This window comes from Nonomuraea sp. NPDC003754 (assembly GCF_053605785.1).
Window position 1 is genome coordinate 85595 of record NZ_JBSGJX010000020.1, and the last position, 25791, is coordinate 111385.

At 73.4% G+C, this 25791-nt stretch carries 18 protein-coding genes; 5 read left to right on the plus strand and 13 right to left on the minus strand.

The features are described 5' to 3' along the window. Positions 1 to 34: 34 nt before the first annotated feature. Positions 35 to 286, minus strand: coding sequence for a hypothetical protein (locus ACWEVS_RS24645; protein ID WP_452553513.1), 252 nt, complete (start codon positions 284 to 286; stop codon positions 35 to 37). Positions 287 to 432: 146 nt separating this feature from the next. Here ACWEVS_RS24645 and ACWEVS_RS24650 point away from each other — a divergent pair, with 146 nt between their 5' ends. After that, positions 433 to 1335, plus strand: coding sequence for a hypothetical protein (locus tag ACWEVS_RS24650; RefSeq protein ID WP_452553515.1), 903 nt, complete (start codon positions 433 to 435; stop codon positions 1333 to 1335). A 265-nt stretch (positions 1336 to 1600) separates the two neighbouring features. Here ACWEVS_RS24650 and ACWEVS_RS24655 read toward each other — a convergent pair whose 3' ends face one another. The 4 genes from ACWEVS_RS24655 to ACWEVS_RS24670 all read right to left on the minus strand — a co-directional run bounded on the left by ACWEVS_RS24655 (position 1601) and on the right by ACWEVS_RS24670 (position 4490). Further along, positions 1601 to 1948, minus strand: coding sequence for a hypothetical protein (locus ACWEVS_RS24655; protein ID WP_449929606.1), 348 nt, complete (start codon positions 1946 to 1948; stop codon positions 1601 to 1603). 214 nt (positions 1949 to 2162) lie between these two features. Further along, positions 2163 to 2540, minus strand: a complete 378-nt coding sequence (locus tag ACWEVS_RS24660) for a hypothetical protein (protein WP_452553516.1) — start codon at positions 2538 to 2540, stop codon at positions 2163 to 2165. 309 nt (positions 2541 to 2849) lie between these two features. Continuing rightward, positions 2850 to 3710 carry an alpha/beta fold hydrolase gene (locus ACWEVS_RS24665; protein ID WP_452553518.1) on the minus strand — a complete coding sequence of 287 codons (861 nt, stop codon included), beginning with the start codon at positions 3708 to 3710 and terminating at the stop codon, positions 2850 to 2852. 165 nt (positions 3711 to 3875) lie between these two features. Then, the gene (locus tag ACWEVS_RS24670; protein WP_452418509.1) at positions 3876 to 4490 is read right to left on the minus strand and encodes a TetR/AcrR family transcriptional regulator; all 615 of its coding nucleotides are present in this window, start codon (positions 4488 to 4490) and stop codon (positions 3876 to 3878) included. 63 nt (positions 4491 to 4553) lie between these two features. On the opposite strand from ACWEVS_RS24670, the gene ACWEVS_RS24675 reads away from it, so the two are divergent. Then, entirely contained in the window at positions 4554 to 4919 is a 366-nt protein-coding gene (locus ACWEVS_RS24675) for a hypothetical protein (RefSeq protein WP_452553596.1), read from the plus strand. 248 nt (positions 4920 to 5167) lie between these two features. On the opposite strand, the gene ppk2 is transcribed toward ACWEVS_RS24675, so the two are convergent. Beyond that, positions 5168 to 6121, minus strand: coding sequence for a polyphosphate kinase 2 (ppk2, locus tag ACWEVS_RS24680; RefSeq protein WP_449929598.1), 954 nt, complete (start codon positions 6119 to 6121; stop codon positions 5168 to 5170). A 332-nt stretch (positions 6122 to 6453) separates the two neighbouring features. On the opposite strand from ppk2, the gene ACWEVS_RS24685 reads away from it, so the two are divergent. Next, positions 6454 to 7584 (plus strand): DUF418 domain-containing protein, encoded by a 1131-nt coding sequence (locus tag ACWEVS_RS24685; RefSeq protein ID WP_452553519.1) that lies wholly within the window; start codon positions 6454 to 6456, stop codon positions 7582 to 7584. Between the two features lie 154 nt (positions 7585 to 7738). Here ACWEVS_RS24685 and ACWEVS_RS24690 read toward each other — a convergent pair whose 3' ends face one another. From ACWEVS_RS24690 to ACWEVS_RS24720, 7 genes are all read right to left on the minus strand, one after another. Then, entirely contained in the window at positions 7739 to 9895 is a 2157-nt protein-coding gene (locus ACWEVS_RS24690) for an SWIM zinc finger family protein (RefSeq protein WP_452553521.1), read from the minus strand. Further along, positions 9892 to 13533, minus strand: a complete 3642-nt coding sequence (locus ACWEVS_RS24695; RefSeq protein ID WP_452553523.1) for a DUF5682 family protein — start codon at positions 13531 to 13533, stop codon at positions 9892 to 9894. The genes ACWEVS_RS24690 and ACWEVS_RS24695 overlap by 4 nt, the downstream gene beginning before the upstream one ends. Next, on the minus strand, positions 13530 to 14696 hold the full coding sequence (locus ACWEVS_RS24700) for an ATP-binding protein (RefSeq protein ID WP_452418503.1): 1167 nt from the start codon (positions 14694 to 14696) through the stop codon (positions 13530 to 13532). Before ACWEVS_RS24700 ends, ACWEVS_RS24695 begins: the two co-directional genes overlap by 4 nt. A gap of 31 nt (positions 14697 to 14727) precedes the next feature. After that, complete coding sequence (locus tag ACWEVS_RS24705) at positions 14728 to 19584, minus strand: DNA-binding protein (RefSeq protein WP_452553592.1); 4857 nt, start codon at positions 19582 to 19584, stop codon at positions 14728 to 14730. A 2-nt stretch (positions 19585 to 19586) separates the two neighbouring features. Continuing rightward, positions 19587 to 20453 (minus strand): DUF4132 domain-containing protein, encoded by an 867-nt coding sequence (locus tag ACWEVS_RS24710; protein ID WP_452553524.1) that lies wholly within the window; start codon positions 20451 to 20453, stop codon positions 19587 to 19589. A 705-nt stretch (positions 20454 to 21158) separates the two neighbouring features. Next, complete coding sequence (locus ACWEVS_RS24715) at positions 21159 to 22049, minus strand: NAD(P)-dependent oxidoreductase (RefSeq protein WP_452553526.1); 891 nt, start codon at positions 22047 to 22049, stop codon at positions 21159 to 21161. After that, the gene (locus tag ACWEVS_RS24720; protein ID WP_452553528.1) at positions 22046 to 22648 is read right to left on the minus strand and encodes a TetR/AcrR family transcriptional regulator; all 603 of its coding nucleotides are present in this window, start codon (positions 22646 to 22648) and stop codon (positions 22046 to 22048) included. Before ACWEVS_RS24720 ends, ACWEVS_RS24715 begins: the two co-directional genes overlap by 4 nt. A gap of 204 nt (positions 22649 to 22852) precedes the next feature. Here ACWEVS_RS24720 and ACWEVS_RS24725 point away from each other — a divergent pair, with 204 nt between their 5' ends. Both ACWEVS_RS24725 and ACWEVS_RS24730 read left to right on the plus strand, forming a co-directional pair. Further along, positions 22853 to 24469 (plus strand): FAD-dependent oxidoreductase, encoded by a 1617-nt coding sequence (locus ACWEVS_RS24725; RefSeq protein WP_354911772.1) that lies wholly within the window; start codon positions 22853 to 22855, stop codon positions 24467 to 24469. Between the two features lie 33 nt (positions 24470 to 24502). Next, positions 24503 to 25723: a cytochrome P450 gene (locus ACWEVS_RS24730; protein WP_449930412.1), complete on the plus strand. Its 1221-nt coding sequence runs from the start codon at positions 24503 to 24505 to the stop codon at positions 25721 to 25723. Positions 25724 to 25791: the final 68 nt, after the last annotated feature.

The following is a 25791-nucleotide window of genomic DNA, read 5'->3' on the forward strand; positions in this document are numbered from 1 at the left end:
CCTCTGGAGGGAAAGCGTAGCTGCAATCGATTCCTCACAGCAGATCCGTGCGCTCACCGGGCCCTGGGCGTCCCGCGCGGCGGGCCAGGGAGCGACCCCGCCTCCCCTGGAGACCTCGGGACTCCGCCCGAGGGTCAGCTTGCGGGATGAGCGTGTCGGCGAAATCGGTGACGGCGGCGATGAACTCCCTGGGCTTGTCGTCGTGGATGACATGTCTGGCGTCGATGCGGCGGTAGACGGTCTGAGGCGCGAGTCCGGGCACCCGGCGGGCGTCGTCATCGTCCATGGCGCCGACGAGTCCGTACCTGTCGTACCGGCTCCACCTGGTGTGCGACGACAGAGACCCAGCTCGCCGCGCACGGACAGCCCGCCCTGCTCGCCGGCATGCGGCTCGAGATCATTTCGTGACGCCGGAGCGACAAGATCCTCCGCATGAAACGTGTCGCAGTCGTTGCCGTCACGGCCGTGGTCGCCGCGTTCTTCGCGGGTGGCGGACAAGCTCAGGCCGCCGCGCCCGAGGACCCGGTCACGGCCGTGCAGAAGCGGTTCGCCCCTGGGCGTGGCGTCCGGGTGTCCGAGGCGAACCGGACCACCGTCAGCGGGATCAAAGGAGTCTTCCTCACCCGGACCAGCGGCGTGATCGGGTTCGGAAAGTCCGCGGCCGTGGACTACGACCTCACGTCGAAGACGAAGCTCACCGACGAGCAGAAGGCGGCTCTCGGGCTAGGCGAGGACTACGAGCCGGCCACGCTGCGTGCGATCAAGGTGGGCCGCGCCACCTACGTGAAGGGCTTCGAGTGGGGCGACATGCCCGAAGGCAAGCACTGGGTCCGGTTCAGCGGCAGCTCCTCGTGGAACAACGACGGGCAGCGCGGCGACCAGCGTGTCGACGTCCTGAACCCGGCGATCCTGAAGCTGGTGATCGCGAAGGCCACGTTCGCCAGGGCCGGAGAGTACCGCGGCGCTCTCAGCGGGAAGGAGCTGTACAAGGAGAAGTACGGCAACTCCGAGGTGGGCAAGATCTCCTTCAGGCTCTTCGTCGACCGTGACCGGCTGCCTGTCCGTCTGATCACGGAGTACAGCCTGAAAACCGAGGTGCCCAAGGACGGCAAGCTGGTCAAGGCCACGGTGCACGACATCGTCGACACGCGCTACAGCGGCTGGGGCGCGAAGGTCGCGATCGCGGCGCCTCCGGCCGGCGAGGTCGTCGACTTCGATGATCTGAAGTGGCCGTCGGTCGACGACGACCCGATCAGCGCGCTGACCGACGCAGGCCGAGGAGCTGGGGGAGCGTCAGCCGTTCACGGGGCGGAGGGCGCCGGGGGCGGCCGGTGAGGCGGTCGAGCGCGGTCATGTTCACCGCCTGCGGCCAGAGGCCCGGCTCGCCGTCGACGCAGAGTTGTGGCATGTCCGGCTCTCGTCCACGGCGGGGTGGGACGAGGGCGGCTACCCCGTCAGGGCGGAAGGTGGCGGTGACGTGGCGCTTCGCTGCTGCGGCCGACCGTTGAGTCTCCGGGGTGGGCGCGGACCCCGGAGATGCTCAGAACCCGTCGTGGACTTCCACGGCGGCGCGTACCCGCTCGATGCGTGTGGGAGGGAGTCAGCCCGCCTGGCAGGCGGTGTTCAGCGCCGTCGTCTTCGCGTCCGTGCCCTTCTGCGCCGCATCGATGCCCGCCTCGTCGCCTGCGTCGATGGCGGCGTTGGCAGCGTCGAGCGAAGCGGCCATGTCGTCCATGGCCGACTTGACCGCGCCGTCCACCTTGCCTGCCTGCTCGACCAGCACCGCCTTGTACGTGGTGTTGACGCCCTTGACCGCCTCCGCGCCTTGAGCGGAGCCGAGCTCCTTTTCCCAGGTCGCACTGGCCGCTGCCGCGGCGTTGCACGCGTCGGCGGAGGCGGAGCCGCAACTGGTCAGGAAGGGTACGGCGGTCATCAGGGCGATGGTCATCACAATCTTCTTCATGGCGTCAGAGCCTACGAACCCCACTTTGACGGTTGATGAACGATCTATAACCGCACAGCTCTCCTCCTAGGCGGGCCGCCTGGGCCGGGCAACCGGCGGCAGTCGGCCGGCGGTCCCCCATGAGGTGCGGCTCAAGGCCGTCCATCAGGAACGGTACGGTGACCTTCACCATCGGCCTGAGCCTGCTCGACGTCGTTCTTCAGGCGGTGCAGGCCGAGTTCAGTTTCGACACGGTCGCACTGGCCTGGTCGGTGTACTGGTCCGCCTCTTCTGGCGCGCTGATCCCCGCCAGTTCCTCGTAAAGGGAGACGACCGCGCCCTGGGCCTCCTCGACCTTCTCGTCGACGTCCAGTTCCTTGATCTTCTGTGCGCTGTCGCCGTAGAACTGCTTCATCGCCTCCAGGTCCTCGGCGTTGCTCTGGAGCTGGGTCACCGTGCTCGCCATGATGGCTCGTATCTCCTTGCAGCCCTTGGTGTCGGCCACGGCGGCAGTCTCGCCTCCCGAGCCGCAGGCCGCCGTACTCAGGGTCAGGAACATGAGAGCGGAGACGCTCAGGGCGAGTTTGTACAAGGACATGGCTTTTCCTCCGTGCTGTCGCTATGGTCACGACAGCCTTCACCGCGGCCATGGACAGCCGATCGTCAACCGGTGAACGCTCGCCCTGCCGTCAGCCGATCCCGGGATTTCGGCGAACGGCGCGCCCCGCGGCGACCCTCGGCGTCGTCCCAGCTGGATGCTCAAGCATCAGCTGCCGGACCCGCGCGGGCGCGTGCGGGGCGTGGGTCAGCGCGAGCCATCCGCCGTAGGAGTGCCCGCACACCGCCGCGCTGTCGACCCCCAGAGCGGTAGCACCGGACCCGGAGGTGGTCGAGGTGCGGTTGTCGGCTATCGCCCGGTGTGCCGAAGGATCGCGGCGGAGATACGAGGAATCACCGGCGGCGGGAACCCGTGCCCCATTCCCTCGATGGGCAGAAACTCGCTGTTGGGAATCGCCGCTGCCAGTGCCTCGCCATGGGCGATGGGTGCCATCGGATCGTCCGACCCGTGAATCACCAGAGTCGGGGCGGTGATCGAGCTGACAAGCCCGGAGCGGTCGCGAGAGGCGAAGGCCGCGAGGACGTGGTTCTTCGAGGCGTGGCCCGCATCGGTGGCACTTTCGATCTGCTGCTCGATGAGCGCACGCGTGGCGGTCTCGTCGAACGCCGTCACCTGTCCGGTGAGAATGCGAGCCAGCTTCAGATGTGCCTCAACGTGCTCCTCTCGGGTGCTGGGCGGATTGGCGATCTGCTCGGCGTCCCAGGCGGCCAGCCGTGGATCCCGCTGCGTGCCCCGGAAGGTGTTGGTCACGGGATCGAGAGGCTCGGCGCTCGACATGATGACCGTCAGGCTGCGCAGCCGGTCAGCGTGTTCGAGCGCGATCTCCTGGGCGATCATGCCGCCCATCGACGCGCCGACCACGTCCGCCGCGGCGATGCCCAAGCCGTCGAGCAAGCCGACCGCGTCCTGGGCGAGGTCGATCATGGTGTACGGCTTGGCCTCGTAATCGACACAGCTGGACAGCCCGGTGTCCCGGTTGTCGTAGCGGATGACGTGCCGCCCTCCCTCCTGGAGAAGCCGGCAGAGCTCATCGGGCCAGGTGGCGCCTCGGGCACCGAGACCCATCACGAGCAGCAGCGCGGGATCGGCCGGATCCCCGAACGTCTCGCACCACAGGCGGATCCCGTTGGCCTCGACCATGCGTTCCATCAATTCTGCCCTTCGTTCTGGCTTGGACCAGTTGCGACGACTGGCGCTACGGCGTCCCGCACGAGGCCGAGCGCTCACTGACCGTCCGCCGAGTCCGCGCTCTCTTCCCGCAGCACCCTTCCAGAAAAAGTATAGACACGTTAACTTTTACTCGAACCGGAACCGTCACAAGACAGCCGGCGCATGCAGGACGGCGATCATCTGGGTCCGCAGATGCACGCTCAGCGCTTGGGTGTCATCGCTCAGCCGGGCGGCGAGCACCGACGTCACCATCCCCATGACGGATGTGACGGCGATCCGCGCCGCGAGGTCGGACAGCTCCGGTCGCACCTCGATCAGCAGCCCGACCCACTCCTCACGTATCTGCCGCATCTGGCGATTGAGTCGCCGCCGATCCTGCTCCGGCAGCCACAGCAGCTCGGCCTGCATGACCAAAGTCAGACTCCGGTTCTCGACGGAAAACCGGGAGAACCAGTCCACCAGGGCAATCAGCGCCTCCTGAGGCTCCCGGTCCTGGTCGGCCAGCGCGGCTTGCGTCCCCTCCCGCAGACGCTCCAGCGACAGCTCGATCAGGGCGAGGAGGATGGCCTGCTTGCCGGGGAAGTGCCGGTAGACCGCAGGCCCGCTGATGCCGACCGCGGCCCCTATGTCGTCGATTCCGGTGTCGGCGTAACCTCGCTCCACGAAGAGCCGGGCAGCCTGCAACAGGATGATGCGCTTGCGCACCCCATGCTTGCGCCCCTGGGAGATGAGCGATTCCAGCTCATCGGACTCGGCCACTGGCGTACCTCTCTGAGAGAAAAACGGGAACCACGGTTAACATATCGGAGTCTCCGGCCGCGGATGGAGATCGGCGCCGAGACGGTGCGCCAGGAGGTGGAACGCGCCGGGCAACTCTTCCCCGACGCGGTGGCGCGCTTCCACAACGCCCTGCGGGCCCTGCCTGCCGAGCAGGCCGACAGCCCGTTCGTGAAGGCCCTGGTGGAACCGGTCACGCTGAAGGACGACACGTTTCGCGGCCGCGGCGGTTTCGTCATCCTGCCGGAGTGGGCCGACATCCTGGACCGGCATTTCCCGCGACCTCGCAGTAGCAGACACGGGTCAGCCCTCGGCTCGGGCAGCATCCCAGGTGGCCAGGTGTTCTGTCCCGTGAGGTTGGTGACGCGGCCGGCGGGCGGTCGGCCTCCGAGCGCGGTGTGTCCGCGGTGATGGTTGTACAGGTGCAGCCAGGCTGGCCAGGCGGCGCGGCGTTCGGCCACGTCGGTCGCCGATGACGTAGGCGCACGGGGACCGGCTGGGGCTGGGGTGTGTCGGCCGGTTAGCGGGGTGGCGAGGCGTGGGGTCCGGGGTGGGGCCGGCTGGGGTGGGGCGCGTTGGCCGGCTATCGGTGTGGTGGGCCGCTCTCCGTGGTGCGGGCGTCGTGCGCGGGCTGGGCGGGGTTCGGTCGAGCCGGCCGGTCACCGTACCTGGTCGGTGGTGTGATCCTCGTCGAAGATGTCGGCGGCGGAGATCACGATCCGGGGATCGGGGGTGCCCACGACGTGGGCGTCCTTGTCGGCGTAGTCGAACCGGCTCAGGACGTGACGCATGGCTTCCAGCCGGGCGCGCTTCTTGTCGTTGCTCTTGATGACGGTCCAGGGCGCCACGTCGGTGTCGGTGTGCAGGAACATGTCCTCCTTGGCCCGGGTGTACTCGTCCCACTTGTTCAGCGAGGCCAGGTCCATCGGCGACAGCTTCCACTGCCGGACCGGGTCGACCTGGCGGATGATGAACCGGGTGCGCTGCTCGGCGCGCGAGACCGAGAACCAGAGCTTGATGAGATGCAGGCCCGACTCGACCAGGAGCCGTTCGAGCCGCGGCGCCTGCTCGATGAACTCCAGGTACTCCTCCTCGGTGCAGAAGCCCATCACCCGCTCGACGCCCGCCCGGTTGTACCAGGACCGGTCGAACAGCACGATCTCGCCCGCGGCCGGCAGGTGGGCGATGTAGCGCTGGAAGTACCACTGGCTCCGTTCGCGTTCGCTGGGCTTCTCCAGCGCGACCACGGTCGCGCCGCGCGGGTTGAGGTGTTCCATGAAGCGCTTGATGGTGCCGCCCTTGCCGGCGGCGTCGCGCCCCTCGAACAGCACCACGAGTCGCAGGCCGGTCCGTTTGATCCAGTACTGCAGCTTCAGCAGCTCGATCTGCAGCAAGCGCTTGTCGTGCTCGTACGCCGGCCGCGGCAGGCGTGCCGGATAGGGGTAGTGCTGGCGCCAGGTGTCGACCTGCGTACCGTCCGCGCGGTACAGCCTGGGGTCGTCATCGTCGCGATCATCGACCCACAGGCCGGGCGTGCTGTCGAGCAGCTCTCCGGTGTCGTCCGCGTCCTGGGAGCCGAGGACGACCAGGCGTCGTCGGTGCGGATCGTTCATCGTGCACACCCGGCGAGAGTGGTGATGCCCATACCGTCACCATGCACCCTCGGCGGCCGATCTAACCACCTTCCGCCACGTTCGCCGATAAATCCCGCCGGGCAGGAGCCGCCAGCGGAACGACCCGCTCGTCTGCTCCCCGCTCGTCCGCTCCGTCTGCTCGCCCGCTCCGCCGTCCCCCCCCGTTCGCCCGCTCGGCTCGTTCCGCTCGTTCCGCCCAGCGGCGGCGAGCACCAGACGACCGAAGGCGACGCGTGTCCATCGATGGATGTACACGCAGTTTCGTCTGGCGGTAGGAGATCACGGTCTCCTGCCGCTGGAAGGCTTGATGCGTGACCACACGTATCGACGCGCTGGACGTGCTGCGGGGTGTCGCCATCATGGGCACCCTCGGCACGAACATCTGGATCTTCACCGATCCGGCGGGCCCCGCCGGAATACTCGCCATGGGCGGCGCACCGGGCACGGTGGAGACCCTCCTGCGGTTCCTGTCCAACGGCAAGTTCCTCGGGCTGCTGACCCTGCTGTTCGGCATCGGGCTCGAACTCCAGTACCGCAGCGCCGTGCGCAAGGGCCTCACCTGGCCGGGAAGATACCTGTGGCGGGCCGCCCTGCTCTTCGCCGAGGGACTCCTGCACTACATCCTGATCTTCGAGTTCGACGTGCTCATGGGGTACGCGATCACCTCCATGGTCGTCGCGTACCTGATCGGCAGAAGCGAGCGCACGGTGCGGATCTGGATGGTCGCCGCGGGTACGGTGCACGTCACCCTGGTCGCGCTGCTGACACTGGCCCTGCTCGCGGAGGACGCCCCCGGCGGCTCAGGGGCCGTCACCCTCTACAGCCAGGGCGGCTGGACCGACCAGGTGGCCGCGCGCCTGGAGCACGTCCTTCTCCTGCGCGCGGAGCTGGTCTTCATCGTGCCCATGGGGATCGTGCTGTTCCTGCTCGGCTCGCGGCTGCTGCGAGCCGGGGTGTTCGAGGAGAGGGGCGCGGGCCTGCGCAGGAAGCTGGCTCTCGCCGGGCTCGGGGTGGCCGCCCCGCTGAACCTGGTCACGTCCTTCGCGGGCCCCGCGTGGTTCGCCGTGGACCGCTACATCCTGCCGCCGCTGGTCGCGCTGGGCCTGCTCGCGCTGCTCACCTCGATCGTGCTCGGAATGAAGGGCGCGCCGGGCGTCATGCGCAGGGGGCTGGCCGGCGTCGGCCGTACCGCGCTGTCCTGCTACGTCTTCCAGAACCTGGCGGCGAGCGTGCTCTGCTACGGCTGGGGGCTCGGCCTGGCCGTCCGGCTCGACGGGCTGCGACCCTGGTGGGTGCCCGTCGCATGGGCGGCCATCTGCCTGCTGTTCATGACGCTGGCCGCCCTCTGGCTGCGCCGCTTCGACCGCGGACCGCTGGAGCTGGCCTGGCAGTGGGCCTACCAGGCCCCCTGGAGGCGGCAGGCCGAACTCCAGCGGTCGTGACCGGGCGCCCGTACCCGCGCCGCGCCGCCCGACCAGCCGAGCGCCCGCCCGGGCGAGGCCCAGGACCCCTCGGTCTACGCCGGCACGAACGGGGAGGAACGGCCGGGCCCGGAGCCGCTGGGGCGCTCCGGGCCCGGCCCATGCCGTCCGGCGATCAACCGGCCTGCCAGGACGCCCGCACCAGGGCCCGCTCGGTCGCGGCCAGGTGGGCCGCGGCGGCCAGCCAGGCCCACGCGTAACGATCGGTGTCGGACTCGGCCAACCGGCCGAACACGTCGCGAGCCCTGCGGTCGGCCTCGGCGGTGAGCGCGGTCACCAGGTCCGCCGCGGCAAGGAACCCCGCACCGCGCAGGGCGGCCGCCTGCGCGCGGGCGTCGCCGTTGCGCGCTGGTTCCGCCACCGCCCTGCGGCCACCGGCGACGGCCAGCTCGACCAGCCGGCGTACCCGCCAGAGCGGCGCGCCCGCCACCGGATCGACGCGTTCCTCCGCCCCCTCCATCCGGTACGGCAGGCAGGCGTCATCCGGAGGCAGGTGCGAGCGTTGCAGGCGGTCGTAGCCGAGGTCGGCCCGATCGTGCCAGTCGGCGGGAAGGCGCAGGGTCGCCTCGGCGCCCGGCACCGGACCCACCGCCAAGGGGATCAGGGTGGCCGCCCGGTCCGGATCGACCCGGCCCACGACGCGCACCAGCATGCCGGGGCGCGAGGCGAGACGTCGCAGGTTGTCGAGGTGGGCCAGGCCGGGGTGCCGGCCGGCGGGGACGAGCCGGATGAGCGGGCCGCCGGGTCGCGCCGGCCGGACATCGTCACCGGCCAGGCCGCTCGACGGGGCCCGCCACACCGGATCACCGTCCGCCGGGCCGCCGGGTGGTGCCTGAGGGGTGGGACCGTCGGCATCCGCGCCCGCCGTGGCGGCGGGCCACAGCTCGCGGGCCAGCACGGCGTCGCCCGCCGTACCGACGATCACCAGATCGCAGCCGACCGGCTCGCGGGCCGCCTCCGCCTCGCTCCACCCGTCGTCGGACAGCCGGGCGGCGGCGGACTCGGCCAGGGGACGCGCGAACAGGGCGGCCAGCGGACCGGCTGTCCACGGGATGCCGGTGAGCGGGGTGGCGCGCACCCCGCGACCCGCGCCGAGGCGGCCGTCGGGCGAAACGGTCGCTCCGACGATCAACAGGCCCGCCCGCGCCAGCTGGGCATGGCTCAGCATGGCCGAGCCGATGGCCACGGTCGCGGTGGCCGCCCCGCGCGCGCGAGCGGCCCCGCCCGGTTTGACGTCGGCGACCGAGAACCACCGGCCGTCCTCCGCGACGAGATGGGTGACCACGCCGCCGTAGCCGGTGGCACTGATCACCGGCTCCCTGAAGACGCCGTGCGCCCGCAGGCTCCCGCCCTGCTGGTAGCTCCGGCGAACGCTGCCGACCAGCGCGGGATCCGGGTCCGCCAAAGCCAGCCGGCCAGCGGTGAGCAGCAGCTCGCGCAGCGCGGACACCAGGTCGGCGAGACGGTGACCGTCGTGGCGTTCGCGGGCCGCGCGCAGACCGCGCACGACGCGTACGGCGGCGGCCTCGGCGTTGGGCAGGCCGGCCAGCCGGGCGGTGTGCGCTGCCCTGAGCAACTCGGCCTGCGGAACCGCGCCCGCGGCGGGCACCCCGGCGGACAGCACCGCCGCGGCGGCGGCCCACAGCCCGGCCGCCGCGGCCACCTGCGCCGCACTCGGCCCCGCGCGGGATGGATCGGCGGCCTGGGCGGAGCCGTCCGTCCCGGTGGGGGACCCGGAACCCGCGCCCCCGCCGGCCGTCGCCTCCGCGCCCGAGCCCGCACGGGTGGCCGGTGCCGTGCCGGCGGAGTCCGCGTGGGTGGTCGGACTCGCGCCGGAGTGGTCGCCGCCGGCCGGTGCCACACCGGAGCTCGCGTCGGCATCCGCGCCGGTGCCGGCGACCTCTCCGGCGGAGACCTCTCCGGTGTTGGTCTCTCCGGTGCCGGCCGTCTCTCCGGCGGCGTCGGCCACGGGGCAGGCGCTGAGAACGGCCGCGCGGTGCAGGCACCGCGGCGACAGCAGGCAGCTGCACCGCGCCTGGTCCTCCTCGAGGATCGCACCCGACGTCCCCGGCGAGAGTGTCACGACCGCGTCCTCGCCGCAGCGGATCGTGATGCCGTCGCCGTCGGCGACGGGGGACACGGCGGCGTACTGCTCGACCGCCGCGTCCAGCTTCTTGCGCAGCCTGGAGGTCAGGACCTCGACGGCCGCGGCCACCACGTGCGGCGCCACGGGCGGCAGGGCGGGGGGAACGGTTGGCGTGGGGGAGTTCACCTGGCTTCTCCGCGGAGGCGGTCGCCCACCCAGCGGGCGAGGGCGAGCGGGCTGAGGGCGGCGACCGGCATGCCGGCCGCGACGAGCTGCTGGGCGACGGGCAACGAGTAGCGGGGGACGCCTTCGTCGTCGAGGGCGGCGCAGCCCAGCAGGTGGACGCCCGACCCGACGAGCGAACGCACCTCGCCGAGAAGGCCGCCCAGGGGGTATCCCTCCTCGAAGTCGCTGACGACCACGACGAGCGTACGGCTCGGCACGGTGACCAGCGAGCGGGCGTGAGACAGCCCCGCCGCGATGTGCGTACCCCCGCCGACCTGCACCTCGAGCAGGAGGGAAAGCGGGTCGGCGACCCTGTCGGTGAGGTCGATCACCTGCGTGGAGAACGCCAGGAAGTGGGTGGAGAGCGTGGGCACGCCCGCCAGGACCGCGGCGGTCAGCGCCGACCACACCACCGAGGCCTCCATCGAGCCGGACACGTCCACCACGAGGATCAGCCGCCAGTCGGCCTCCTGGCGGGCCCGGCTGTTGAACACCGGCCGTTCGGGGACCACCACGAGCCGTCCGTCGCCCATGCGGCGCGTGTGGGCCAGGTTCGCCCGCAGCGTGCGCGGCAGGTCGAGCCTGCCACCCGGACGGCGGGTCGGACGCGGGTTCGCCACCCCGGTCAGCGCCGGCCGGAGCCGGGTGGCCAGCTCGCGGGTGAGCTCCGCGACCAGATGGCGGACCAGCGGCCGCAATGTGGCCAGCCGCTGCTCGGGCAGGCCGCCCGCCAGCGTCAGCACCGAGGTCAGCAGCTCGATCGACGGCCGCACCGCGCCGGGCCGCAGAACGTCGAGGACGTCGGTCCTCCCGGCCTCGGCCGCTCGCGCCAGGACCTCCTCCCGCACGTCCGCCCCGAACAGGGCCTCCAGCTCCTCCGCCCACTCGCGTGCGGTGGGGAAGGAGTCGCCGGTGCCGCCGGGCCCGTCGCTTTCCCCGAAGTCGTCGGCGCCTTCGCCGCGGCCCGCGCCGTACAGCTCGTCCAGCGCTCGCGCGTAGGAACGGGCGCCCGCCGCGAGCCGCTCGGACTCCCGCCCGAGCAGCAGCCGCCACCGGTCTGTCGGCGCGAACCTGCGCGAAGCGTCGCTTGAGGCGGCGGATTCGGGGATCGTCAGGGCTCGGGGTCCGTCGTCCGAGGTGGCGGAGTCGGCGGCCGTCAGGGCTCGGGGTCCGTCGTCCGAGGTGGCGGGCCCGGGGGTCGTCTGGTCCTGCCGTGCCACGAGGAGGTCACCGGTCGCCTGGTTCGGTGCGAACGGCAGCCCGAGCGCACGCAGCGCGCCCAGCCCCGCCGTGTCGGCGGCGGCCCACAGGGCGAGCAGCGCGGGCGGAGCCTCCAGCGTCACGTCGAGCCGCCCGCCGAGGCGCGCGGACACCTCGCTCAGCAACCGGGTACGGCCCGCGGGCGCGAGCGTGTCGAACCCGCCCCGCAACGCCGGCAGCCGATCGAGGAACTCCTGGTCGGCCAGCGCGTCGATGCGGTCCATGAGCGGCACGAGGGCTTCAGGGGCCGACTGCAGCAGCGGCGCGGCCGCCGTGAGCACGCCGCTCAGCAGGCGGCTGAGGCGTCTGCGGCTGTCGAGGTCGGTCGCGGTGTCGACCCACCCCGCCGCCCTGGCGCCGAGAGCGTCCGGACCGTCCAGGTCGAGCAGGACGCGTGCGGCCATGGCCGCCCCCTGGATCAGCGGCGAGGCGGTGCGCGCGAGCCCCGCCAGCGTGTCGTCCATCCGCAGGCCGAGGCGTTCCTCCCCGGCCCTGGAGGCGAGGGCGACCAGGGCGACCGCGTCCTCCGGCTGGTCGCTGCCCGCCAGGCCGGGCAGCGCGCGTACGGCGGCTTCGAGCAGGGTGCCCGCCAGTTCGGCGGCCTGCTCGCGACCCTGCGGGGTGGTGCCGGGCAGATGCTCGCGGCGCAGGGCCTCCAGCATGTCGAGCGCCTCGAGCAACTCGGCGAGCGTGGCGGCGGCGGGAAGCGTGACCGCGGCGTCGTCGAGGCGGGCCGCCACCAGCTCCGGCAGGTCGCAGCGGGCCGCGGCGCGCAGGCCGTCGAGGATCAGCGCGCAGGTGGGCCCGCCGTCGGCGGACTCGCGGCGGAACCTGTCGCGCAGCGTGCCCGCCGCGGCCTGGGCGAGGGTCACCCCGCGAACGCCGGCCAGGTCGAGCCGGGCCGGGACGGCAGGCGTCCACGCCAGCCGCCATTTGGTGGTGAGCGCGCCGGCGTCGCCCGTTCCCGCCACCTCGATCGGCTCGCCGTAGCCCGCCCCGCAGACCAGGAGGCGTCGCAGGGCCACTTCCCTGCGCGCGTCCAGCTCGGAGCGGAGCGGGTCGAGCCGTACCTCCCGATGGTCGGGATCGTCGGGGCACGGCAGGCGCAGCGCGGCGAGCTCCGCCTCGACGGCGGGGCCGAGGCCGGAACGGGGCGTGCCGGGGGCGATCCTGCCCCGTTCCGCGCCGACGAGGACGGTCTCCATGGCCTGCGCCAGGGCTCGTCCTCTGCCCAGGGGTTCGCCCTGGCCGAGCACGGTCGTCACCGCCTCGACCAGCTCGCCGCGCCCGGGGGCGGGCAGGCCGCGCAGCCGTGCCAGGTCGCAGGCCATCCGGAGCGTCTCGACGGCCTCGCCGGTGCCCGCGGTGTGCCCGGCGGCGCGCAGTTGCCGGCACACCTCGGTGATGGCGTGGGCGGCGCCGTCCCTGACCCGCCCGGGATCGCCGCCCGCCGCGAACACCGCCTGCTGCCAGCGGGGGTCGCGGATGCCCGCGGGGTATCCGGACCTCGAGTCGAGCAGGTCGAAGGCGTACGGCACCAGCGAGGTGACGGGTGTGCCGGCCGCCGCCGGCGCCTCTGCCTGGGCGCCGGGCTGGAGGCCGAGCAGGGCCGGGGCGTGGAAGGCGCCGACGACCGCGGCGACGCGGCGCCCGCCTGCCGCTGCTCCGGCGAGCACGCGGCGCATGTGCGCCTCCCGCGCCAGGTCCCTGGCCGGGACGCCGCCCGCCGACTCCGTGCCTGTCTCGGCGTCGCGGCGCAGCGCCCAGCCGACGCCGAGCGCGGCACGGCGCACCGCCTCCGGCTCGCAGCCCGGCGCCAGAACCTCCACGGCCCTGTCCCACAGGTCGTCGCCCTCGCGTCCGGTGCCCGAGGCGGCCAGCGCGTCGGCGAAGGCCACACCCGCCTTCGGGCCGGGCGTGGACGGGTCAGGAGCGGGCAGGCCGGGCGGGTCGGCCGCCTGCCAGCCGGGGTCCGACAGCGGAAGGTCGCAGCAGAGCACCTCGGCTCCCCGCTTCCACGCCCAGCGGACGGCCACCAGCTCGGGCGAGAAGTCGGCGAACGGGTAGAAGCCGAGCCGCCCGTCCACGCCTGACCCGGCGAGGGCGACCGGCGCGACGGTCGCGGGGTCGGCGAGGTGCTGCAGCCACGGCTGGAAGTCGGCGGGCAGCTCGACGCACACCACCTCGGGGTCGGCGGCGTCGAGCAGCGCGGGCAGCGCCACCGCCAGCGCGGGGCTGTGGTGGCGCACCCCCACCACGTACGGCACCGCCGAGGCGGCCAGCGCGGCGACCGCCTCCCTGGGGTCGGGGCCGACCGTGTCGTGGTCCTGGACGGTCACCGGAGGGTCTCCCGCAGGTCCCACAGCCGCCGCCACATCGCCGAGCCGTCCTCGGCGCGGCGCCGTACCGGGCCGTCCCAATAGCCGAGCAGCCGCCCGTGGTCGGCCGGGTCGTCCTTGCGGACCACCCCGAGCAGGTGTCCGGGCACCAGGTCGAGGACGTCCCCGCCGGGCAGGTAGGCGGTGGCGACACCGAGGGAGGCCGCGACCTGCACCGCCTCGGCGGTGGACATCACGGTGCCGGGCCGCTCCACGTCCCAGCCCTCGTCCGAACGGCCGGAGCGCAGGTCGCGGAAGACGGTGACCAGCGCCTCGAGCACGGCGTCGTCGACGGCGAAGGCGGCGCCGGCCCGCTGCACGACCGCGGTGGCCTGCCGGCGCACCAGGGAGGTCTCCGCGGCGGCGTCGGCGATGGGGTCGACGGTCTCGAAGTTGAAGCGCCGCTTCAGCGCGGCCGACATCTCCGAGACCCCGCGGTCGCGCAGGTTGGCCGTGGCGATCACGGTGAAGCCCGGCGTGGCCGCCACCTGGGCGTCGGGGGTGCCGGCCAGCTCGGGCACGCTGACCCGCCGGTCGGACAGGATCGACACCAGGGCGTCCTGCACCTCGGGCAGGCAGCGGGTGATCTCCTCCACCCTGGCGACGCGCCCGGCGCGCATGGCCGTGAGCACGGGGGAGTCGACCAGCGCGGCGGGACTCGGCCCCTGGGCGAGCAGCAGGGCGTAGTTCCAGCCGTAGCGGAAGGCGTCCTCGGTGGTGCCCGCGGTGCCCTGCACGGTGAGCGCGCTGGTGCCGCACACGGCGGCCGCCAGCAGCTCCGACAGCATCGACTTGGCGGTGCCCGGCTCGCCGACCAGCAGCAGGCCGCGCTCTCCCGCGAGCGTCACCACGCATCGTTCGACCAGCGCCCGCTCGCCGACGAACTTGGCGGCGATCTTCAGCCGGGCCGGCGCGCCGTCGGCGGGCCGCCGGTTCTTCGGCAGCTCCAGCGTCTCGTCGCCGCTGCCGCAGATGAACGTCACCACCGCGCGGGGCGTCAGCCTCCAGCCGGGCGGCCGGGGGCCGTCGTCGTGAGCGGCGAGAAAGGCGAGCTCGGCGGCGTGACGCTCCTCGGCGGGCAGCACCTGCCGGGGCGCGGTCGCCTGGTCCTGTGTCAGGGTCATGAATACACGTCCTCGTCGGTACGGATGTCGGTCAGCGGCGCTTGCCGCGCCTGATCTGGAGCTGGGCGAACCTGGGGGCGTCGCCGTCCCTGACCCGCCGCCAGGCCCCTGCGTACAGGTCGGCGGCCGGCTCGGCGGGCACGAGCGGGGTGCGTCCTGCCGTGGTGCCGAACAGCGGTGCCTTCCACTCCTCCAGCGGCAGGCACGGGGACCGCAGCTCGTTCCAGCCGCCGGGCAGGAACAGCGAGCGGCCCGCCCGGTTCCTGGCGGCCTCGACGACCAGGTCCGTGGCGGCCAGCTCGGCGCGGGCCGCCTTGAACCGGGCCGGTTTCCAGCCCGTCCACCGGGCCACGTGGCGATCGGTGGGGTCGGGCATGGCCAGCAGCATCAGGTAGAGGGCCGCGGCGTCCTCGCCGAGGCCGTACTCCTTGGCCGCCTCGACCACCAGGTCGGGCACCGAGCGGGTGGGGTCCTGCGGCCACCACGTGCCGTCGGCGTCACGCGTGCCGGCCACCGGATCGCCGGGGTCGGCCAGCAGCGCCGCGAAGCGCGGGTCGAGGGCGGTGCGCAGAGCGGTCTCGACGGGGAACGGCTGCTCCATGCCGAGCAGGGTGCGCAGGTAGGGGTCGGCGCCGGACGGGTCGAGCAGCGAGGTGCGGACGCCGGGCGCGGGCCGCTCGTCGTAGGTCGCCATGACGAGCGCGCCGTACCTCTCGTAGCCCGTGCCGACCTCGGTCGGCGCTCCGGCGGCCGTCCTGAACGCGGGCAGGTCGACGTACCGGTCGAGGTCGAGCATCAGCTCCGGGTTGGCCAGCCGCGCCCTGACCGCCGCCAGCGCCTCGGGCAGCGCCGCGCGGATGGGGTCTCCCGCGGGCAGCCGATGGGCGAGCCAGCCCGCCGTGGTGACGACCATGGCGAGCGTGTGCCCGGTGAAGCCGGTGGCCTCCTCGTCGGCGGGCCTGACCCGGTCGCCCCGCACCGTCCAGACCAGGTCGCGGCTCAGCTCGGGCGCGGCGGCGGGCTCGGCCAGCGTGCGCAGCGCCGTGCCGGGCGCACCGACGCCCCGCAGGTCGCGGTTGGCGTCGGCGGTGAGCCACTCGGGGATCGGCGTCTGCCGTCCCATGGCGCCGCTCCAGATCGCGGCCGCGCGGGCCACGTCGGGTCCGTCCGTCCAGAGCCGGGCGGGGTCGTCGGGCAGGAGCGCCGAGACGACCGCCCGCCGCAGCCCGTGGTCCGTCCCGCGCAGCTCCTCCTTGGCGATGGCGGCGTCGCCGACCTTCACCCCGAGCGTGGTGCGGGCGTCCTTGGGGAGGAAGCTGCGCTCGTAGCTGTCCACGTACGGCATGCCGGACACGACCAGCCGGGCGAGCGTCAGCGAGACACCGGTGAGCCTGGCGAACTCCTCCGCCGCCGCGGGCAGCCACGGCGCGGGACCGCGCGCGTCGAGCTCGGCGAGGAAGGCCTCCAGCCAGTCGGCCCGCCTCGCCTCGCCCACCGGGCCGGAGGCGACGACGGTGTACGGGGCGGGAACCTCGAACCGGCCCGTGGGGTCGTGGAACAGCGCCGACCACGAGGCGCCCGTGTCGCCGAGCGACTCGCAGAACAGGAAGGCGAGCACCGCGCCGCCGCCGAGCGGCAGCAGCGCGTCCCGCATCTCGCGCCTGTCGCCGTCCGGGGCGAGCAGGTGGCTCTGGTCCAGGCGTAGCGTCATCGTGCGCCACCGGGCCGGATCGGCCGCGACGGGCAGCCCGAACTCGCCGAAGTGGCGCAGCAGCTCGCGCAGGACCGCGCGGTGCTCCGGCTCGCTCACCTCCGCGGCGGCTCGGAACGCCACGGCGGCGAGGTGGTCGAGCAGGCGATCCCACGGCAGGCCCGTGACGGGCAGCTCGGGCTGGTCGAGGTGCAGGCGGCCGGGGGCCGCGGCTTCGGCGCCCGCCGCCACCGCCTCCCCGATGGCCCGCATCCGCCGGTAGGCGGCGTCGGTGTGCCGGCGGTTCCAGACGTTCCTGACGGTGCTGGTGAGCCCGTTGAGGGCCGCTTCGAGCAGGTCGTCCGAGGGGCCGGCCGGTCCCTCGTCCTGGGAACGGCCGTCGAGGACCGCCGTGAGCCGCGCCTCGACACCGCGCAGCGCGGCCTGCTGAACGGCGGCGAAGCGCACCACCCCCGCGATGCCGGCGATCAGCGCGTCATGGCTGACCTGCGGTATCGCCGCGCGGATCCGTGCGGGCAGGTCGACGTCGCGGCTCTCGCCCGCCGCCAGCAGGGCGGCCGCGGTGTCCCTGTCGAGGCGGCGCAGGGCGGCCGAGCCCTCCGGGTCCCGTGGCCGCAGGCAGTGCCAGTAGCGCACCGGCGGCAGGATGAGCGTGCCCTCGGCGAAGACGCCGGGAGCGGCGTCGGTCCTGGCCACGGCCGTGACGACACCGTCGGGGTCGGAGAGGCCGACGCGGTAGCTGCTCTGTCGTACCAGGGCTCTGGGCCGGTCGTCGCCGGGGAAGGTCAGGGCGCGCAGCACGGCGTCGGTGCCGGGCGGCACCGTGACGGTACGGCCGGACAGGTCCTCGCCGCGCAGCGACCCGTCGGGCAGCACCACCACCCGCCAGCCGTACAGGCCGCGCACCGGAACGGCTGCGGGGGTGGGCTCGTCCGAGGACGCCGGCAGGAGCCAGCCCGAGTCGAACGTGCTGCCGGTCGGCGCGGCGCGCAACGCGTCGGCGAGGAAGCCGGGCATGGCCTTCCTACCCACCTGCCCGTCGGCGGGGTCGAACTCGTACCAGCCGGTGGTGGTGCCGTCGCCGCCGTCCCACGTCCACACCCAGTGGGAGGTGCCGTCAGTGATCACCGACCGCTCGGACGGCACCGCCGTGTCACCCTTGCGCAGCGGCGCGTGGCCGGTCGTGCGCCCGCCGCCGGGCAGCGGCAGGGTGACGGGATCGTCGCCGCGGTACCAGTCGAGCCGGGTGCCGCGGGGGTGATCGCCTTCCACGTGGTGGAGCCGGCCGGGAGAGGTGTGCCAGTATCCGCACAGCTCGCCGTCAAGCTGGCGGGACTGCCAGTACACGAGCAGCTCGCCGTCCACGTAGTGGAATCCGGCGTCGCCCCAGTCGTCGTCGGCCGGGCGGCGCAGGTCGTGGGTGAGCACCGCGCCGTCGGCCGCCAGCACCCGCGCCTGCGCGGAACCGGCGACGATCAGGTGCGGCCAGGCGTCGGCCACGATCAGGTCGTCGACGTCCTCCTTGCGCACGAGCGCGGCGGCCGCCTCCTCCCACGCCGGCCAGCCCAGCTCGTCGAACAGCCCCGCGCGCAGCGTGCGGGCCAGCACCTCGGCCACGTCGGCGCGCGCGGCCCGCCGCACCTCCTCCTCGGCCAGGGCCAGCGCCTCACCCGGCAGCCAGGACAGCCGCCGCATGGCGTCGGGCAGCTCCGGCAGCCCCGCGGCCGAGGAGCGGGCGGCCACCGAGCGCACCCACGCGGCCAGCAGCGGCCGCCCGCCGGGCGAGGCCGCCAGCAGGCGGGCGGCGCGCCTGCCGTCCTCGTCGTCGGTGAACCGGTCGGCCGCCCGCTGGAAGGGCAGGTGGAAGCGGTCGTCGGCGGCCAGGGCGAGCAGGTCGCGCTGGCCCTCGCCGCGCGCCCACTGCTCCAGCAGCAGAGTGTTCGGCTCGGCCACGGGGATGTCGAGGGCGAGCAGCAGGTCGAGCAGGTCGAGGTCGTAGGGGACCCGCAGCGCGCGGCCGGATCCGGCCAGCTCGGCCCGCACGACGCCGGCCAGCCGCTCGACCAGCAGGTAGAGGGCGGGCAGCCGCGGCGGGACGCCCCAGGCGTCGTCGCGGGCCTTCAGGAAGCGCTCGAGCCAGCCGGCGGTGCCGTCGCCGGGGCGCTCGCCCTCGGGCACCTCGCCACCGGCCAGGCCGGCGGTGGCGCCGCAAGCCTCGAGGATGTCCAGCCACACCGCCGGCAGCTCGTGGTCGTTCGCCTGCGGCATGACGTTCAGCAGCCTGCCGCGGACCTCGGGCTCGCGCCGGCCCAGGGCGACGATCGCCGCGCGGTGCGCCTTCCACCAGCCGGCCGGGGCCAGCAGGGTCGCGGACAGGTCGAGCAGCCGGCCCAGGAACGCCTGCTCCTCCGCGTCGGCGTCGGCGCCCGCCGCCTTGGCGAGCCGGCGCAGATCGGTCGCCATCTGCGTCGAGGGCGGCAGCCCGCCCGCGGTGCGCCGCACGCACAGCCGCGCGAACCTGCGCAGCGCCTCGTCGGCCGGCAGGCGGGCGGCCAGCTCCTTCGCGTAGCCGGACAGCACCTTCACCGGCAGCGCGCCCGCCAGCGCGAACTCGAGGAACACCGCGTCGAGCCGGTCCTCGTCGATGGCGAGCCCGTGCCGCGCCTCGGCCTTGCGGGCGTGGCCGAACAGCTGGGCGGCGTAGGTGGCGTTCTCCACCTCCAGGAACACCCGGCCGGCCTGCTCGTAGAACGTGGGCAGGAAGTGCGGGACCGCGGCGGCCAGCCTGCCGGCCAGCTCGTGGTAGGCCTCCAGCGCGGCCTTGGGCCTGGACTTCGCCTGCCGCGCCGCGCGCTCCAGCTCAGGCACGACGGCGAGCGCGTGCTGCCCGTCCTCCGGGTGGTGCACCAGCACCCATTCGGGGAAGCCGAGGGACCGCCGCGAGCCGAGCCCGACGACGGCGGGCTCGCCGTCAGGGATCAGGCCCAGGAAGCCCGCGGCCAGGTCCTCCGCCGCGCCGAGCTCCGCGGCGACCAGACGGACCACCACCCGGTCGTCCAGGCCGGGGTGGCGGTAGGCCCTGGTGGTGAGCGGCACCGCCCGCTCGCCGGCCCCCTCGGTGTCCGGCGGCAGCACCGCCCCCGCCTTCAGCAGCTCCTCCGCCGGCGACATCTCCATGGTCACGCGCCCTTCCCCTCCTCGACCCGCCGCCCCGCGTAGAGCGCCGCCGCCATCCGCATCCCCTCCGACCAGGCCACCGGGCCGACCTCGCGCAGCGCGAGCGTGCGGCCGTCCTGGTCACTCCACCGCAGGTCGCCCGTCGCCACGTTGTCGTCCCAGTACGGCTCGCCGATCCACACCGCGGCCTCGGTGATGCGCCCGGCGTCGCGCACCCTGCAGGTGGCGTGACCGCCGGACACCCGGTAGCCGAGCGAGGTGGCGCGGGCGGCCAGCCCGAAGCGCGAGTCGAAGCTGCCGCCGGCGAACTCCTTCACCGCGCTGTCCCGCTCGCCCAGCTCGGCGGGCTTGCGCCAGGTGGCGCGGTGGATCTGCTCGACCTTCTGGACCACGCCGAGCTCGGCGGCGAACTCGCGCAGCTCCTCCAGGTCCTGCAGGAGCACGGGGTGCGGCAGGGTCACCGTCCGCGGCGACAGCCGTACGGTCTCGCCGTCGAGGTCGACCACCCGCAGCTCGCCCGCGTCGGTGGCGTCGCGCAGGAAGCCGACCTCGTCGGGATCGTCGCCGACCACGACCAGGTCGCGCAGTGCCGACTGCCACGCCTCGTCGGGCCACACGCGGGCCAGCAGCTCGGTGGGGACGGGCAGCGACGAGACCATCCACGCGTCGACCTGGGCGACGCAGGAGGCGGCGTGCCGGTCGAGCCACTCGGCGAGGCGGCGCAGCCGGTCCACCTCGGGATGGTCTCGCAACGCCTTCGGCAGCGACTTCAGCTGCCGTCCCGCCGCCCTGCCGGCGGTGGCTCTCGCCGCCACCCGGCCCTCGATGAGGGCGACCTCATATCCGTCGCCCGCCGCCAGCCAACCCAACGCTGCCGCCTTTCGCCCATGCCGAAGACGCGGGACGCAGCTCCCGCGGCTGTGATGATGCGCGGAACGCTAGCGGCATCCACCGACAAATGCGCCCGGAAGCCCTGCGGGCGCGGGCTTCCGGACTGCGCGAGAGCCACCGGAGGAGCGAGAGCCACCGGAGGAGCGGGGGCCATCGGAGGAGCGGGGGCCACCGGAGGAGCGGTGGCTACCGAAGGAGCGGGGCCACCGGAGGAGTGAGGGCTACCGGAGGAGCGGGCGCTACCGGAGAAGGTCGAGCCGGCGCGGCGAGGGGTGCGGGGTCAGCCGGCGGGTGCTCGCGCACGTTCCCCGCCTTCAGCGGTGAGGATGACGCCCGCCAGCGGTGTCGTGCGTGGTTGGGGGCCCGGGTGCAGCGCGCCGGTCAGCTCGATCCGGTCGGCGATGCCGGGGGGTCGCGTTCACGACGAAGCGGCTGCCGCCGTCGAGCTCGACCGCGAGCGAGGCCTGGCGGCGGCGCCGCCACGGATGGGCGCGTGCCCCGGAGCAGCCGGGGCACGCGCAGTTCCACTGGGGAGACCACCACCGGCCGCCGTGCCCAGCACGCGCAGGCCCATCGCGGCGCTCTCGGTTACCCGGTGGCCAGGACGCAGGCCGACATCTCCACCGAGGCCTCCACCACCTGGTGGTCGGGCTTGTGCCAGGTGGTCTCCTCGCCGCGCGACTTCACGCGCCTGCGGGGAGGGGCCCCTGGTCATCGGATGCATTCGCGGCAAAGCTCGCGAAGTAGCTCGCCGCCATGTCGTCGTCCCCGTGTCCCTGAGCCTCCGCCCTCCTGAACCGCTCGCCCGCGGCCTCGGCCAGGTCCACCGCGACGCCCGCGCCCGCCGCCGCCTCGGCGATCAGCCGGGTGTCCTTCTCGGCGTTGCGCACGGTGAAGCTGGGCGTGTAGTCCCCGGCCAGGATGGCCTTCACCTTCGCCTGCAGGTACGGGTTGTCCATCGGCCCGCCGGTGATGACCTCGCCGAACAGCGCCGGATCCACGCCGAGCCCCTTGGCCAGCGCCAGCGCCTCGGCGACCACCGAGGTCAGCGAGATCCCGAAGCCGACCGTCGTGAGCTTGAGCCGGGTGGCCGCCCCTACCTCGCCGACCCACAGGGTCTTGGCGCCGATCACGGAGAAGATCGGCTCCAGCCGCTCGTCGGCGGGCCCCGCCGCGAGGATGACCAGTGTCCCGGCCTCGGCGGGCTGCCGGGTGCCCTGCACCGGCGCGTCCACGAACACCAGCCCGTGTGACCGGGCGACCTCGGCGAGCCGGTCGATGGCGGCGACGCCGACGGTGCTCATCTGCGCCCACACCTGCCCGGCGCGCAGCCCGGGCGCGGCCGCCGACATCGCCTCCTGGACCGCGTCACCGTCGTTCAGCATCGTGATCACGACCTCCGCGCCCGCCACGGCCTCGGCCGGGCCGGCGGCGACGACCGCGCCGTCGGCCTCCAGCGGCAGCGCCCTCTCCCTCGTCCGGTTCCAGACCGCCACCTCGTGGCCCGCCCTCGCCAGATTGCGCGCCATGGCCGCGCCCATGATCCCCGTGCCCAGCACTGCGACCCTGGTCATATCGAACTCCAATCGTGAATGAACAGTACAGAAAGCGTCAGTTCGACGACGGCCACCAGCCGCCGCCGGTCGGCGCCCGCCTTGCCCTGGACGCGCAGGCCCTGGATCGTGGTCACGAGGAGGTCGGCCATCGCGGTCACGTCGGCGTCGGGCGGCAGCTCGCCGCGCTCCCTGGCGCGGCGCAGCACGGCGGTGAAGGCCGTGGCGTTGCGGTCGAGCGCCCCGCCCGCCACCCTGCCGGCGACCGGGTCGGCGGGCAGCCGCTCGGTCACGGTGTTGGTGATCAGGCAGCCACGCCGCCCGGGATCGGTGACCGTGGCCTCCACCAGCGCGATCAGCACATCCTTTAGCACCTCGCGGATGGGTGCCGCGCTGTCCAGGCGGGCGGCGATGTCGGCGGAGGAGCGCTCGGCGTAGCGCGTGAGCGCCGCCTCGTACAGCCCCTCCTTGCTGCCGAAGGCGGCGTACAACGAGCCGCGGCCGATCCCCGTCGCCTCGACCAGGTCCTGGATGGAGGTGGCGGCGTAGCCCTTGCTCCAGAAGACGCCGATCGCCGCCTCGACCACCGCGTCGGTGTCGAACTCCCTCGTTCTCGCCACGCGGCTCACTCTACCCCATATCTGGAACGCGCATTCAAGATTCCAAGAGTGGCTCCTGTTGACCATCCCCACCGAGCGCATCGATGCGGCGAAAATGCCCAAACGATGACTTTTCTTCACTTACCGCCAACGAAGCGCCGGGTAAGGAGGTGTCAGATCGGCCTGGGCGGCGGATGCCCGCCTGGAACGACGGGGGGAGTCGCCGTGCGCGTAGTCGTTGATCTCACACGCTGTCAGGGATACGGGCAGTGCGCCTTCCTGGCGCCGGACGCGTTCGTCATGCTCGGCCAGGAAGCGCTTCTCTACGACACCGACCCCGATGACGGCCAGCGCGAGCGGGTGCTCCAGGCCGCGGCCGCCTGTCCCGTGCAGGCCATCCACCTCGACCGGATGGCCACCCAGCACCGAACCGTGGACCCCGAGCTGTCACACCCGACGAGTGACAGCGACGGCAAGTTCAAGCGCAGCGGGCACATCGTCATCGTCGGCGCGTCCCTGGCCGGCGGCCGCGCCGCGGGCGTCCTGCGCAGGGACGGCTTCAAGGGCACCGTGACCCTGGTCGGCGACGAGCCGTACCAGCCGTACGACCGGCCGCCGCTGTCCAAGCAGGTGCTCAAGGGCATGGTCGAGGCCGAGCACACCATGCTGCCCCACCTGCGGGAGATCGACGTCGAATGGGTGGCGGGAACCCCCGCGACCGGGCTCGACCTCGGCGCCAAGCAGGTCCGCCTCGCCGACGGCCGGACGATCGACTTCGACAAGGTGCTGATCGCCACCGGCGCGCGGGCCAGACCGTGGCCGAAACCGGAAGAGGCCGCGCTCGACGGGGTGTACGTGCTGCGCACCCTCGAAGAGGCACGCCAGGTGCGGGACCGGCTGGCCGCCGGCGTCGGCAGGGTGCTGGTCATCGGCGGCGGGTTCACCGGATGCGAGGTGGCCTCGGTCTGCCGCGACCTCGATCTGCCCGTCACCCTCGTCGAGGCCGGGCAGGCGCCGCTGCACGGCTCGATGGGTGAGGTGATCGGCGCCGTCGCGGCGGACATGCAGCGCGAGGCGGGCGTCGACCTGCGGTGCGGGGTCACCGTCAGGGCGCTCGAAGGCGACGCCGCCGGCCGGCTGGTGGGGGCGGAGCTGTCCGACGGCAGCCGGGTCGAGGCCGACGTGGCGGTGGTCGCGCTCGGCGCCATCCGCAACGTCGAATGGCTGCAGGGCTCCGGGCTGGCGGCAGGACCCTGGGGCGTGGCCACCGACGCGGGCTGCCGCGCCTTCGACATCAACGGCCTGGTCACCGACGACGTCTTCGTCGCCGGTGACGTGGCGCGCTTCCCGCACCCGGTCTACCACTACCAGTTCATGGCGCTGGAGCACTGGGGCAACGCGGTCGCCCAGGCCGAGATCGCCGCCCACAACATGCTCAGCGACCAGGCCCACCGCTGGCCGCACCTGTCGCTGCCGGTCTTCTGGTCCATCCAGTTCGGCGTCAACATCAAGTCGGTCGGCGTGCCGACCGTGGCCGACGAGATCGCGATCGTGCAGGGCTCGGTGGACCGGCGCAGGTTCGTCGCCGTCTACGGCTTCCGCGGCAGGATCACCGCCGCGGTCACCTTCGACCAGGCGATGTGGCTGGACTTCTACCGGGACCAGATCGAGCGGGCCGCGCCGTTCCCGCCGGAGGCCCGCATGGTCGGCCGGACACAGGAGGTGCGGCCGGTGCCCGCCGGGGTCCCGCAGCGGCTGGCCCCGGCCGAGGGCGCGACGGTGGTGGTGACCGGGCACGACCCGGCCGAACGCCGCGTCACGCTCGTACGGCATTCGCAGTAGCACCCTCGAACGACAAGACAGGGAGGCACCTTCGTGGCGCCGGCAAGCATTTACGAGCAGATCCTCCAGTTCGCCAACCGGGCCGACCCGTACACGCTGTACACCGAACTCCGCAAGACGCCCGTGGCGCGCCAGGAGGACGGCAGCTACGTCGTCAGCACCTACGACGCGATCGTCGCGCTGCTGCACGACCCGCGGGTCAGCTCCGACGCCGAGAACCTGAACGAGCCGCCGCCCACCGGCGGGCTGCCGCCCTCGTTCATCATGCGCGATCCGCCCGAGCACGACCGGCTCCGGAGCCTGGCGATGCGCCATTTCGGACCGCCGCACTCGCCGCGCGTGGTCGACAACCTGCGCGGGGATCTCCAGCGGATCGTCACGGGCCTGGTCGACGGCCTCGACGGCCGCACGCGGGCCGACGTCGTCGACGACGTCGCCTACCCCTTCCCCGTCACGGTGATCTGCCACCTGCTCGGCGTACCGCGCGAGGACGAGCCCCGCTTCCACACCTGGGCCACGGCGATCGTGGAGAGCATCGGCCCCGGCGAGGGGGACGCGGAGGAGCGGGAACGGCGCCACCAGGCCGCCAGGCTCGAGCTCGGCCGCTACCTCGGCGAGCTCGCCGAGGCCCACCGCCGCGATCCGGGTGACGACCTCATGTCGGGCCTGGTCACCTACAGCGGTCCCGAGGGCTCGATGTCGGACGTCGACGTGATGGCGACCTGCGCGCTGCTGCTGCTCGCCGGGCACGAGACCACGGTCAACCTCATCGCCAACGGCATGCTCACCATCCTGCGCAACCCGTGGATGATCGACCGGCTCCGCAAGGAGCCCGAACTGATCATCCACACCGTCGAGGAGTTGCTGCGCTTCGAGCCGCCCGTGCACTTCCTGCCGCAGCGCGTCGCCTTCGACGACATCACCGTCGCGGGCGTCGACATCCCCAAGGGCTCCTCCATCATCCTGGCGCTCGCCTCGGGCAGCCGCGACCCCGCGCACGTGCACGATCCCGACCGCTTCGACCCGGACCGCCCCTACATCCAGCACCTCGGCTTCGGCGGGGGCATCCACCAGTGCTTCGGCGCGCCGCTGGCCCGGCTCGAGGCCCAGATCGCCCTGCGCGAGCTGGTGAGCCGGCTGGTCAACCCGCGGCTGGTCACCGACCCGCCGCCCTACCGTCCCAGCGCGGTACTGCGCGGGCCGCGCCACGTCGAGATCGACTACGACCAGGTCCTGCCGTCGCAGCAGCCCTGAGCGGGCCGGGCAGCCGCCGGCCGCCCGGCGCGGAAGGGGATCACGCCACGGGGGCCGGAGGCGGGGAA

Excerpts from the sequence above, each read along its gene's own strand:
- ACWEVS_RS24665 (WP_452553518.1), bottom strand. The coding sequence starts at position 3,710 with ATGGAACGCATGGTCGAGGCCAACGGGATCCGCCTGTGGTGCGAGACG.
- ppk2 (WP_449929598.1), bottom strand. The coding sequence starts at position 6,121 with ATGAACGATCCGCACCGACGACGCCTGGTCGTCCTCGGCTCCCAGGAC.
- ACWEVS_RS24655 (WP_449929606.1), bottom strand. The coding sequence starts at position 1,948 with ATGACCATCGCCCTGATGACCGCCGTACCCTTCCTGACCAGTTGCGGC.
- ACWEVS_RS24645 (WP_452553513.1), bottom strand. The coding sequence starts at position 286 with ATGGACGATGACGACGCCCGCCGGGTGCCCGGACTCGCGCCTCAGACC.
- ACWEVS_RS24705 (WP_452553592.1), bottom strand. The coding sequence starts at position 19,584 with ATGGAGATGTCGCCGGCGGAGGAGCTGCTGAAGGCGGGGGCGGTGCTG.
- ACWEVS_RS24650 (WP_452553515.1), top strand. The coding sequence starts at position 433 with ATGAAACGTGTCGCAGTCGTTGCCGTCACGGCCGTGGTCGCCGCGTTC.
- ACWEVS_RS24715 (WP_452553526.1), bottom strand. The coding sequence starts at position 22,049 with ATGACCAGGGTCGCAGTGCTGGGCACGGGGATCATGGGCGCGGCCATG.
- ACWEVS_RS24675 (WP_452553596.1), top strand. The coding sequence starts at position 4,554 with ATGGAGATCGGCGCCGAGACGGTGCGCCAGGAGGTGGAACGCGCCGGG.
- ACWEVS_RS24700 (WP_452418503.1), bottom strand. The coding sequence starts at position 14,696 with ATGACCCTGACACAGGACCAGGCGACCGCGCCCCGGCAGGTGCTGCCC.
- ACWEVS_RS24660 (WP_452553516.1), bottom strand. The coding sequence starts at position 2,540 with ATGTCCTTGTACAAACTCGCCCTGAGCGTCTCCGCTCTCATGTTCCTG.